This window comes from Nitrospira sp. (assembly GCA_016715825.1).
Lineage (GTDB): Bacteria > Nitrospirota > Nitrospiria > Nitrospirales > Nitrospiraceae > Nitrospira_D.
In genome coordinates, this window is sequence record JADJXO010000001.1 from 401,747 (window position 1) to 414,523 (window position 12,777).

General features: G+C 48.3%; 10 protein-coding genes. 8 read left to right on the forward strand and 2 right to left on the reverse strand.

What is annotated here, in order from left to right; all coding sequences use genetic code 11:
- Positions 1–7: 7 nt before the first annotated feature.
- The 7 genes from gmd to IPM58_01965 all read left to right on the forward strand — a co-directional run bounded on the left by gmd (position 8) and on the right by IPM58_01965 (position 8,663).
- Positions 8–1,015, forward strand: a complete 1,008-nt coding sequence (gene gmd / locus IPM58_01935; protein ID MBK9305862.1) for a GDP-mannose 4,6-dehydratase — start codon at positions 8–10, stop codon at positions 1,013–1,015.
- A gap of 15 nt (positions 1,016–1,030) precedes the next feature.
- A complete protein-coding gene (locus IPM58_01940; GenBank protein MBK9305863.1) occupies positions 1,031–1,993 on the forward strand; it encodes a GDP-L-fucose synthase in 963 nt (320 codons plus the stop codon).
- 167 nt (positions 1,994–2,160) lie between these two features.
- Positions 2,161–3,264 (forward strand): UDP-N-acetylglucosamine 2-epimerase (non-hydrolyzing), encoded by a 1,104-nt coding sequence (gene wecB / locus IPM58_01945; protein ID MBK9305864.1) that lies wholly within the window; start codon positions 2,161–2,163, stop codon positions 3,262–3,264.
- Positions 3,265–3,338: 74 nt separating this feature from the next.
- Complete coding sequence (locus IPM58_01950; GenBank protein ID MBK9305865.1) at positions 3,339–3,620, forward strand: DUF2442 domain-containing protein; 282 nt, start codon at positions 3,339–3,341, stop codon at positions 3,618–3,620.
- A gap of 552 nt (positions 3,621–4,172) precedes the next feature.
- Positions 4,173–5,477 (forward strand): right-handed parallel beta-helix repeat-containing protein, encoded by a 1,305-nt coding sequence (locus tag IPM58_01955; protein MBK9305866.1) that lies wholly within the window; start codon positions 4,173–4,175, stop codon positions 5,475–5,477.
- A 403-nt stretch (positions 5,478–5,880) separates the two neighbouring features.
- Entirely contained in the window at positions 5,881–7,335 is a 1,455-nt protein-coding gene (locus IPM58_01960) for a hypothetical protein (GenBank protein ID MBK9305867.1), read from the forward strand.
- Between the two features lie 101 nt (positions 7,336–7,436).
- Positions 7,437–8,663 (forward strand): glycosyltransferase family 4 protein, encoded by a 1,227-nt coding sequence (locus IPM58_01965; GenBank protein ID MBK9305868.1) that lies wholly within the window; start codon positions 7,437–7,439, stop codon positions 8,661–8,663.
- Here IPM58_01965 and IPM58_01970 read toward each other — a convergent pair.
- Positions 8,660–9,841 (reverse strand): polysaccharide pyruvyl transferase family protein, encoded by a 1,182-nt coding sequence (locus tag IPM58_01970; GenBank protein MBK9305869.1) that lies wholly within the window; start codon positions 9,839–9,841, stop codon positions 8,660–8,662. The genes IPM58_01965 and IPM58_01970 overlap by 4 nt on opposite strands.
- 57 nt (positions 9,842–9,898) lie before the next feature.
- Positions 9,899–11,146 carry a hypothetical protein gene (locus IPM58_01975; protein MBK9305870.1) on the reverse strand — a complete coding sequence of 416 codons (1,248 nt, stop codon included), beginning with the start codon at positions 11,144–11,146 and terminating at the stop codon, positions 9,899–9,901.
- Between the two features lie 243 nt (positions 11,147–11,389).
- Between IPM58_01975 and IPM58_01980 the strand changes: the two genes are divergently transcribed.
- Positions 11,390–12,526, forward strand: a complete 1,137-nt coding sequence (locus tag IPM58_01980; GenBank protein ID MBK9305871.1) for a glycosyltransferase family 4 protein — start codon at positions 11,390–11,392, stop codon at positions 12,524–12,526.
- The last annotated feature ends 251 nt before the right edge of the window (positions 12,527–12,777 follow it).

A 12,777-nucleotide genomic window follows, 5' to 3' on the forward strand; every position in this document is an offset into this window, starting at 1 on the left:
AGTATTCGTGAAAAAAGCACTGATTACCGGCATCACAGGTCAAGATGGGTCATACTTGTCGGAATTTCTCCTTGCCAAGGACTATGAAGTCTATGGCATCATTCGCCGCTCCAGCTCGTTCAACACCGGCCGTATCGATCCAATCTATGAAGACCCGCACGTGCCGCATCGCCGGCTCCACTTGGTCTACGGTGACTTGAACGACGCCAGCTCACTCAATCGGATCCTCCGGACCGTGCAACCAGATGAAATCTACAACCTGGGGGCTCAGAGCCATGTGCGCGTGAGTTTTGACATTCCTGAATACACCGGAGAGATCACCGGGCTTGGAACCATCCGGCTCCTTGAGGCGATCAGGGAGACCGGGCTCAAGCCGAAGTTTTATCAGGCCTCATCGAGCGAAATGTTCGGCAAAGTCTTGGAAGTGCCTCAGAAGGAGACGACGCCGTTTTATCCGCGGAGCCCCTACGGAGCCGCCAAGGTCTACTCCTATTGGATCACCGTCAATTATCGCGAAGCCTACAATCTTTTTGCGTGTAACGGGATCCTGTTCAATCATGAGTCGCCGCGACGAGGGGAAACCTTCGTCACGCGGAAAATCACCAAGGCGGCCGCTCGTATCAAGCTCGGCACGCAACAAGATGTATTTTTGGGCAACCTCGATGCGAAGCGCGACTGGGGCTATGCCGGGGACTATGTTGAGGCCATGTGGATGATGTTGCAGGCTCCCACGCCCGATGACTATGTGATTGCCACCGGGGAGACCCACACCGTTCAGGAAATGTTGGAACTGGCGTTCGATCGGCTTCAGTTGGATTGGGAAAAACACGTCAAGATCGATGCGAAATACTATCGGCCGACGGAAGTCGATCTGCTGATCGGAGATGCCGGTAAGGCCAAGAAGGAACTCGGATGGCAGCCCAAAGTGAAATTCGAAGAATTGATCGCTATGATGGTCGATGCGGATTTGGCGGCGGAAAAAGAAAAATTGGATGGGACGAGGAAGCGAAATTAGGGGGCTTAGAAAGACATGTCGTCATTCTGGAAAGGCAAACGTGTGGTCGTGACGGGAGGAGCCGGGTTTCTTGGTTCCTTCGTCGTGGACCAGTTACGCGCGAAGGGCTGTGGACAGATCGCGGTGCCGCGAAGCCGAGACTATGATCTGGTGCAGATGGATGCCGTGAAGCAGTTGTACGGCGACACCAAACCGGATGTCGTCATCCATTTGGCGGCCCGAGTCGGCGGCATCGGAGCGAATCAAGCGAACCCCGGACGGTTCTTCTATGACAACCTCATGATGGGAGCTCAGCTGATCGAGGTAGGGCGTCAGCAGGGGCTGAAAAAATTCGTCGCAACGGGAACCATCTGTGCCTATCCGAAGTTCGCACCGATTCCGTTCAAGGAAGACGACATCTGGAACGGATATCCTGAGGAAACCAATGCCCCGTACGGATTGGCCAAAAAGATGATGCTGGCACAGTCGCAGGCCTACCGCGACCAATATGGATTTAACTCCATCGTGCTGTTCCCCGTGAATCTGTACGGGCCACGTGACAATTTTGATCTGGAAACCTCACACGTGATTCCGGCATTGATACGGAAATGCGCAACCGCCAAAGAGGAAGGGCGCGCATCGATTACATTGTGGGGTGATGGATCTCCGACCCGTGAATTCTTGTATGTCGAGGATGCCGCCGAGGGGATTCTGCTCGCGGCCGAACAGTATGATGGGAGTCTGCCGGTCAATTTGGGAACCGGTGAAGAAGTCTCCATTCGGGATCTTGCTGGGTTGATTGCACGTGACGTGGGATTTGACGGCCACATCCAGTGGGATACCACGAAGCCAAACGGCCAACCTCGGCGGTGTCTCGATGTGAGCCGAGCGAAACAACTCTTCGGCTTTCAGGCCCGCCATCGTTTGCGCGACGGATTGAAGAAAACCGTCCAGTGGTTCCAAGTCAACCGTCACGCCGTACGCGAAGTGCACTTCTAGGTGTCTTTTGTCGGATTGTCGGTTCCAGCGTGAACCTGTCTGTGTAGCTATCCTCCTTCTTGCGGACCACCCCGCGAATCCAATCGAGTTATTGATTGAACGACACGCCAAGTCGGTTACAATGGCGACCTAAGATTTTGTCTTGACCACATACTGTGAGGTGTTGAGTGAAACGCATCGATATCATCGCCGGCGCGAGGCCTAATTTCATGAAGATTGCGCCGATCATTGAGGCGCTGAAAGAGGCTGAGTGTCGTGGCAGCCAGCTACGGTATCGGCTCATCCATACCGGTCAACATTATGATCGTGCCATGTCCGGGAGCTTCTTCGAAGAACTCGGAATCCCAGACCCAGATATCAATCTTGAGGTGGGGTCGGGGACGCAGGCGGAACAAACCGCCGGTATTATGGTCGGGTACGAAAACGTTCTTCTGAAAGAGAGGAGCGACCTCTGTTTGGTCGTCGGAGACGTGACGAGTACGATGGCCTGTTCGATCGCTGCGCGAAAGCTGAGAGTACCTGTCGGTCACGTGGAAGGCGGCATCCGGTCCGGCGATTGGACGATGCCGGAGGAGATCAATCGAGTCGTGACCGATTCCATCACGAACTGGTTTTTTACGACCAGCGAAACGGCCAATGACAACCTGCGTCGTGCCGGGGCGACGGATGATCAAATCTTCTTCGTCGGCAACACGATGATCGACACCTTGCTCAAGAATATGCCGCGCTTACGACCTCCGGCTTGTTGGGAGTCGCTGAAGCTCACACCTGGTCGGTTTTTTGTCGTGACGCTGCACCGACCTGCCAATGTTGATGGTGAACGGAAACTCTTGGACTTGCTCCGTGCCATTAGCGACGGCACGAAGGGATTGCCAGTGGTCTTTCCCGTTCACCCACGGACCGCAAAAAATCTTCGAGAACTCGATAGTAAGACACCGCAACTGCATTATGTCGATCCACTCGGTTACCTGGAATTCAATTATCTCGTGAAGCACGCCAAGGGTGTGATTACCGATTCCGGTGGCATCACGGAAGAGACCACCGTCTTGGGCGTTCCCTGCCTGACTCTGCGTGACAACACCGAACGTCCAGAGACCATCACCATCGGGACGAATGAACTCATTGGAACCGACCCAAGTAAGCTAGCACCCGCACTGTCGAGATTGATGGACGGAAAGTGGAAGAAGGGGCAGATCCCGCCTCTGTGGGATGGCAAGGCGGCGGAGCGGATCGTGGCACAGTTGGAGAGGTTGTTGCGCCCAGGTTGTTGATACGAGGCCGGCTCCACAGTCTTCGGTGGTGCCTGTCCCGGTATCCACGGTGATACCAATCATGGAGGCATGGCATGAACACTGCCGCGAAGATCGCTGACCCTCGCGTCATGACCGTGGAAGTCGCCGAGGATGAGATTATTGCGCATTTGGTGGATGGACGGACGATCAGCGTACCCTTGGTCTGGTCATGGCGGTTGGCGAACGCTACCGAGAAGCAGCGACAACATTGGGAGATCCTTGGCGACGGTCAGGGGGTTCATTGGCCTGATGTCGATGAGGATATCAGTGTTGAGGGTATGTTGCATGGAGCTCCGGCCCATCGTCCAAGGACGTCCACAGGACACGCTGCCTAACCTGTGTGAACTTCTCGCGCACGAAAGTCGAGAGGATATCTGTAAGAGGCGGTAGAGAAAGAACACTTCTGGGGAAAACGGCGATTCTCAGAATGTTGCGATCATTTGGGACAACACCGGACGTCCTGAAACCATCACAATCGGCACAAACGAGCTCATCGGAACCGATCCCAGCACGCTTCCTCCCGCACTCAGCCGCTTGATGGCGGGGCAGTGGAGGAAAGGGGCGATTCCACCGATGTGAGATGGTAAAGCGGCGGAGCGGATGTGGGGTGTTTGGAACGGGTGCTGATATGATAAGTAGTTTCTCGCCATTATAGTCTTCCCTCATTACATGCTTCGGTTAGGGCCATTCTTCATTGTCTAGAGTAGATATGTATCCCGGTCTTATTATTGGGTCGCAATATTCATTGTCTATTTCTTGACCAAGAGAGAATATGTCGTAAAAACCATTTTCGTTTGTTACCTGCATCTCTACCCCATATCATTACACACGGCTAAGTCATGAGAGTGAGGTGAAAATTGAGGTGGGTTATACCTAATAAGGTGTCAGTGCTCATACAGATCACCGTGGTATTAACAATAGTGACGCTGAGTAATTGGCCTGCACGGTCTGAACCGCTGGCTCTTGCTGGCAACGCAATAGATATAGCTGCATATGCGGGAGCGGTTGGTGATGGAGTAGTGGACGATACTTCCTCAGTCCAAAAGGCATTGACGGCCTGTTCAAATCAAGGAGTGACCTGTGTAATTCCTGCTAATAAACAGTTTCTCATAACAAAAGAGCTTTATCTGTGGGGGGAAGGTAACTTAGTTGGCGCCGATTCAAGCAGTAGCATACATCTAAACACTGGTTCGGTACCGTATGTACTGAATGTAGGGATAGGCGGGGTACAGCAGCTAAAGCAAAAATGGTCCGGTAGGATTCAGAATGTAACCTTTAAAGGAGTAGGGCCAGGCACCGGACGAATCATTTTCTTGTGGCGTTCGGAGGGAGCTACGATATCCAACAATGTGTTCATTGTTGGTGCATACGGATATGGTCCAACGTCATCAGGAAATAACAACAACATTATTAGGAATGGCGACGCGAATTGTATTCGTAAGAACCTCAAGATCACCAATAATCTCGTGGTCGCTGAGGGCACAGATCTAATTGGAAACGAGGGATTCGGTCTCAATCAATGGGATGGGGCAGAAATTGCTCATAACAGGATTAGTGGCGTCGGTGATGACATGATCGGTATTCACTTCTCACGCAATATCAATATTCATGACAATGAGCTCTCTGGAGTAGATGGACGACTTTTTGTGGCTAATTCGTATCATGTTTCAATCGTCAACAATAAGATTACCCGTGAGGCCTCGAAGTTGACGGGGCTGTGGTATCCGGGAATTGCGCTGTTGTATATCGGGCATGAGGCTGACGTAACGAACAAAGAGGGTGCTCCAACTAACATCATCGCTCAAGGAAACACGCTCACTTATAATGCTGGTGCAGTTGATCGTGGTGCAGCGATCTATGTGTATGGACCACGGAATGTCACGATCACGAATAACAAAGTAATCAGTAATTCTTCGACTAGTACCGGCGTTGGAATCCATCTCTTGCCCTTTCCGTTTTCGAAGGGGGCTCGCTGGACCGACCCTGATAAGTTGGATCCACCGAGTGTGAGTCGTGTTTACGATGTGACCATCGCGAATAACAATTTGAGTGGAGGGCGCTATCCGTTGTCTTTGATGGAAACAGGGCAGAACTGTGCTCACTATGTTGGGTCAGTAAAAATTACAGATAACGTAGCAAAAGAGTATTCGTTTATCTGTAAACCAGTGACGAGTGGTAACCTATTAAACTAAACCGCAGCCTTCGTAGTGGGGCCTAATTTCTGTTTCGGGAGCCGTTTCGTACTGTGTTTGCTGGCCCAGTGCGGTGAGAAAACCGCTCAGATTCTAACCTAAGCCATGTTTCGAAGAGTGAGACATTTCAGTGCTGGTTATGCCTTTCTCACCTATAATCGCGCTTACGAGAGTTTCTAGTTGAGGCAAGGTTGTCTCGATGTCTCATTGCCGGCGTATCATGGTTTGAACAATTGTTCTGAGGTCTTTCTAAGGAAAACGGTACAACAAGGAACTGAAAAGCGGATTACATATTAGGGTTACACGCACGAATGATCATTGGGTAACTGCGCTCTGATCAGTCCTGTGAGCGATCAGCAATTAAGGAATAGTCTGTGCTTCGACTAGCGTGGGCACTGTTACAATGAACGACGAGCAATTAGTTAGCGGTAAGAAAGTTAATATTGCCCAAGCGTTTAATGTCATAGCGCTGGTCATCGCATTGGTAGGCATTATGACTTCCAAAGGATCTTCTGAAGATCAAACGATTCTTTCAGTTGTCGTAACGCTATATGCTTCCATAATACTAATCGGACAATTGCTTCTTCGACGTAACAGTGTTGCATTCATCATGTTCGCGGTACTGAGTGTTTATGTTTGGATTGCCTATCCGCTCAAAGTGGTAGTGCTTCTTCATGACCCAATGTCGTCGTGGGTTTCACATCAACTGTTTGAGGCAAATGTTGTGCAGAGGGAAATCTCTGATGCGTTCTATACCGTGGTTCCAGGGATCATTGCTCTTTTCCTTGGTTTCTTGATCGGAGGCAAGGGCCGCTCCCTTGACAGGGGAGGAAAGGTTGTTCTCCGGCACAGCTATTTTATTGCGATAATCTTAGGTTTGATGCTTCTGAAGGTCATAGTTCAAACGTATCTAAGCATAGGGTTGCCAGGTGTAAAGCCTCAAATGGTTGGCGTTCCCTTAGTTGCTGGTTTATTGGATCTGCTGACCCGCCCCACATTGTTTGCTTTAGTCAATCTATACTTTTACTGCGTGCTTCGCTTGAACGAGCGCCGAGGTTTACTGCTGGGGTTGTGTCTGATACTCCTCAATGTGTTATTAGCTGTGCGAGTAGGATGGAAGAGTGAGCTTGTGATTCAAGGACTCATCATAGCGTTCTACTTAATCGATGTATACGGCTACATGGAGCCGCGGAGGCGTCGCTTTGTTGGCATAGCGGCTATTGTGATCATGGTTGCGACGATTAATCTTTATACATTTGTAGCGGAATATCGCAACTACATCGTTAGTGGTCGTACGATGTCAGAAGCTATTGAGAAAGCAGAAGATCGGGAGAAGAAGAGCATGTCATCCCTATCTCTCGCTCCTATATACAATCGTATCAATGGGATAGATGCATATTATGCGGCAATTAAATTGGGAAAGGGGAAAACGTTTCTTGTGGACAGCCTGTTCAGCGATAACGTAATGGATTTAATAAAGGAGAAATTATATGGCTATGAAAAAGACAAGGCCGTAACGGCATTTGGAACGACGCAATTCTCAGTTCTGTATTTGATTGGAGGGGAGCCATTGCTGGTAGTGGGTTGCTTCGGCCTTGGATGGATATTTAGGTATCTGACGATGTGGATCAAAGATACGCTTCTTACCTTTGAGACAACCTTTCATGCCTATTTGCCATTATTATGTATCCTGTGGGTTAAGGTGTTAAGCGCAGGAGGAATGCTGCTTTTGTATTTTAAGGAACTCGTGTTGATCCTTGGTTGTCTCTACTGTGTGGAGCGTCTTTGTTGCCAAAGGCAGAAAATCTGGGAGAGGGAAGGTCAAAACACTGCCAATGCCATGCTGATTGCGAGATAGTGAGTTGGGTTTGTGATGAGGGTGGGCAAGTGACCCTCTTGCATCTATGAGAACAAAAAACTTCAGTCGAGTTTCTGAGTTTGGATGATATGTGAAGAGCCATGAAGATCCTATTTGTCGCGAACGAGGTGCCATTTCCACCAGATAATGGAGTTAGGATACCAATCTTTCATGCCATGCGACTGATGAGTCAAGCGGGGCATGAAATCGCTTTGGCCGTCCTTACTGCTGAAACATGTGAAGTGATCGATCGGTTTAGTCGTATCACAGCAAAGTTCTGTAGTGGCGGAAGTCTGCTGGAAAGAATTCCATGGCGACATCCGCTTGCGGTGCAATTAGCTGCCATACTTGGTCAAAGATTACTGTTTGTTGAAAAGTATCGATCTGCTGTGTTTAGAGAAAAGCTAGTTGAACTGATCAGCAAATTTCAGCCTGACGTGATTCATTTTGACCTCATTCCAATGGTGCAATACTTGAGCGCCGCTCCTGCAGGAGTCGGCACAGTCGCGTCAATAAATGATAGCTATGCGCTCACACTGGAGAATGCGCTGCACGCTGGTTACTTCAAGGGCCTAGAATACATATACAAGAAATGGCAGTACTACGGCACTCTGAACTATGAAGCATCTGCCTATCAGCAGTTTGATCAGATTCAAGTGATGAGCGAAACGGATAAAAACTATCTACTTAAGCTTAATCCGCATCTGAGGGTGTCCGTCATTCCGAATGGCGCTGAGGATACTTTGTTTCATCTGACAGCTTCCACCTCCTCCAACTCAGACATTATCTTTGTTGCAACCTTGACAGGCACTCACTTAAAAGGTCTGCAAAGGTTTTTGAGCCAGTCTTGGCCTATTGTGAAGAAGCATTATCCATCTGTCAGGCTTAATGTGGTGGGGAAAATTGGGCCAGATGCTGGTAAGTTGATGGAAGAGTATAGTGGATTCCCAGAGGTAAAGTTTACTGGTTATATTCCTGATTTAGCAGATGTCTATCGTATGGGAGGAATTGCCATAGCTCCGATTGATCAGAACTGTGGAATAGTTAATAAGGTTATCGAGGCTATGGCGGCAGGTTTGGCAGTGGTAGGTTTTAAAAATACCTTTTCAGGTATTCCACAAGGTAAGCCTGGCGTCCATTTCCTTCAAGTTGTGAACTATGACAGTATGGGGCACGAAATTGTGCAATTGTTAGGCAATGAAAAGAGGTGCAATGAAATAAAAGTGGCTGCACAAGGGCTGGCAAGATCTTATTATTCGTGGTCTAGCCGTGGAGACTTGTACAATCAAATGTATACCAATGCTATGAAGTCTGCTGGTCGTAGTTAGCAGTGATTCGGCTTAGACTGTTCCGCTAGCTCCATTAGCTTGGTAGTAATTTGCCTCCCTTTTTCCTCCAGAATCATCTTTTGAGTGTGGGCGAAATCCTGCAACTGACCCTTCAGTGACCTGGATAGGAATTCGGATAGAGAGACATGGCTTAAATTGGTGTGATCGGCAAGATATTGGGTTGATAGTTCGGAGTGGATATAAAACTCTTTAATCTTATCAGCATACGAAATCTGATATACAGGAACAGAAGCCAGCGTTCCCATTATTCCCGCATGCATCCTAGCTGAAATGAGGGATGAACATTCTGCAATGAGGCCGAGCATTTCTTCTACTTTGTCATTTTCGTAATATATTAACTCGAGTGCATTGCCTAACGGACTAGACAAATTCTCATACACGTGCTGTGAGATAAGTCTATCGCCGTCGCTTTCATCGTTGCAGACACACAAAATCCTAACGCGAAGTTCTTTAATCTCCGTAGCCATCTCCCGTACGACTTGCAGCATGCCAGCGCAGTTAACGCTGTGTTCAGCAGTGCACGTACCGAATGCCCTTTCCGTAACCACCAGTCCAAGGATGGGAACACTGCCAGCTAACTTAGGGACGGTTGGTACTTTCCCCCAGCACAGCGCCAAGTCGAAAGACTCGTGCACGTTAATTGTGTGCCCAGATTCATCAATTAACAGTTTGGATTGAGAGTCTCGTACTAACACGTAGTCCATTAATGCTAGGCACTTTAGACACCAATGTTGATCGCTAGAGCTATGAAACGGGCCAATCGACACTCCTATAGCCAATACTCGTAACTCATTTCCGCGAAGCAGCCTCAGAAGGCGAAGCGTAAGATAAATAAGACAAAATGGTTGAATCGTAAAAATGGATCCAGCTGAAAATATCAGTGCTTTGCTTTTCAGAGACTTGCAAAAAACGCTTAGCCACAAAAGTCTACTGATGTATGTAAAGAAGGATCGAAACGGAACTATCTGCATTTGCGAGTCGCAGCAAACTGTTCCATCTTGTTTCGTGCTTATGTATATAGTCTCAATTTGGAAAGAGCTGTAGAGCCACTGGCACACCAACCTTCTAAAGATATCGTCTCCCAGGTTTTGGTAGCCGTGGTATCCGACAAGTGTTGCCGTTCTAGTCTTTAGTTTGCCAGCACTATTGATGGTCATGTCTGTACCGTAATCTTTCCTCAATCATCGTGCGCAGACCATAAGCGGTTGTCCTGATTATGGTTCGGATCGTTCCCATAACTGCTTAATGCTGATGCTATGGAGTAACCAGATTGCATTAGCCAACATCATGCTGCCGTGGACAGTAAGTAGTATCAATGCTACGGCAAATGCTCCGTAATTGGGTATAAACCATGAGCCGAGTAGTAATGCGATAAATCCTCCTATTAGTGAAGTCACCAAAAGAAAGCGTTCGTGCCCTAAAGCAAGACTGTGCTGTGAGACTGAAAATCCAACTCCTGCTAAACAAACCCAGATACAAAGAGGTATGGCAAAGGTAGACATGGTTAGGAAGCGGGAATCTGCGAGAATGAGCGGTAAGACCTGAATGGCTACCCACACACCAAATGCAAGCACGGTAGACCCGGCAAAAAGAATTCCGGCATTGTGCGAGATAGATCGCAGGAATGCTTTCTTGGAAGAACATGCTTCCATAATAGATCTGTTTGATAGGCGAATGGCTTGTCCTTGAAATAGGAAGACTATCATCATCATTTGAAAAGCCAAACTGTATGAAGATAATTCTACGGGAGTATTATTGTATGCCAGGAGAAGCTGATTGCCGTATGTCAACAAGGCATTCGCCACGGTGGCGATAGTTATGTGCAAATTTATTCCATTATGATTCTTAGGTGTTGGGGCAAAGCTTAATGCAAATGCCATGGAGGCGTGGTGAATCCACCAGGATCTAATCTGTAGAAATATGGAGGTTGTTCTTGTGATTAAGAGACCTATGCCAATCGCTAAGAGATCTGGCGCCTTGTCTGCGAAGAGATACAGAATATAAACCAAAAATAAGCTGACACTCCGCTCCGCGAGCACAATTAGATTTTGACGTCTGACATCGTGCGAATAATCAAACCAGGAGGCAGGATACAGCCCAATAAGACCTGCCCATAGAGAAAATCCTATCAAGGAAATAGCGTCTTGGATTGTGCTGGTAAAAATGGGAGTGACGCAATAAAGCCCAATCAAGATAGGGACTAGCATGAAGATCCGTTGATTGAGATTGGACAGGACCATCCTGTCTATAGGCTCAATCTGTTTTCGTGCGATAGCATCTCGAACAAAGGTTCGGTCACTTCCTAGGTTGAAGAGAGGGACTAGGAATCCTCCAATAGCAAGGCCCAACGCTACCCAAGAAAACCGCTCGGCGCCCAGCACTCTTGCCAAGAGTAGAACAAGCAGGAACCCAACCAGGGTTGATGAATAGGTGAGGGCAAGATTAATCGGTAGTTTCTTCATTGGTGTGGGTAGTTCTTCCCTACACTTGGAGATGAATGCCGTGGTAGGCAATCGAGGGCATCGCTCATCTTAGTACAGCCAGAAACAAATTCATTTAGAATTGATATTTTGTGTAACTTCGTTATTGTAAAACTTCTTTCAGCACGAGTTGGCGTGCAATCAGCGAATCTTGGATATGGATGCTCTAAGTGTGCTGAGCAACATTGCGCGGGGATGAGCTGGACATAGCATGAAAGCATTGCCGTGATTCTTGGGATTGACGCATTTAATATTCAGACTGGTGGAGGTGTCACTCATCTAACCGAACTTCTAGGTGCCGCAGACCCTCTTGCACATGGATTCGATCGAGTATTTATTTGGAGTTCAGTAAGGACACTCGACAGAATTTGTGACCGTGAGTGGCTGACGAAAGTTAGCGACCCTCTCTTGAATCAAGGTCTACCGTATCGCGTGTACTGGAATCGATTTAGGCAACGAAAGTTGGCCCATGAAACTAATTGTGACGTGGTGTTCTTGCCAGGTGGTTCAGGTGAAAGTGGATTCACGCCAATTGTCACGATGAGCCAAAACCTGCTTCCTTTTGAATGGGGTGAATTGAAACGATACGGTTGCGATTCTTACACGATTAAACTGTTGTTTTTACGATGGACACAGTGTCGAACATTTAAGAAAGCCAATGGCGTCATATTTCTTACCAACTACGCTCGTAGAGTGGTCACTCAAGTAACAGGGGAGTTGAGAGGAGAGTGCCCGATCATTCCTCACGGTATTAATTCACGGTTTATGAAGGCTCCACGGCGGCAACAACCTCTTAGTAGCTTCACCAAAAGCCGACCGTGTCGCGTGCTTTATGTTTCCATTGTTGATGTATATAAGCATCAGTGGCATGTGGCTGAGGCTGTCGCAATGCTCAGAGAGGAGAACATTCCCATAGTCCTAGAACTGGTTGGTCCGCCTGCTAAGGGCATGCAACGGTTGCGACGAGCGATGGAGCGATTGGATCCAGCAGGGTCTTTTCTCGTACATCATGGAGCTGTCCCATATGAAAATCTTGATGGGATATATGCCGCGGCGGACATATGTGTTTTTGCTTCAAGCTGCGAAAACATGCCAAACATTTTGTTAGAAGGTATGGCAGCCGGCCTTCCAATGGCGTGTTCGCGAATGGGCCCAATGCCTGAGGTATTGGGTGATGCAGGGGTTTACTTTAATCCAGAGGACACACGTGATATAGCCCAGGCACTTCGTGACCTAATCGATTCGCATGATCTGAGAGCGCGGTTGGCAGAGGCTGCTTTTGTTCGAGCGCAATCTTATTCGTGGAAGTGGTGCGCCGATGATACGTTCAGGTTCTTTGCAAGAGTAGCTCGTGGCGCATAGTCCAAGCGTATGAGTTAGAAACCTTCATTCGTAGTAATTACGCAAATTGCTTTGCTGTGATGCGGATTCAGGTTAATTGTGAAGCTAATCTCGCCCATTGGAAGGATTGAACGAGAGGTAGGAGAGAATGGTCGTCGTAATACACCACTAGCGACACACTTTACAGAGGCGAACAATGGCACTGAATGGAAGAATGCTCCCTTTCCGGGTCCAATAGAATATGTGAATTAACCATGTTTCTGTGGCAATGC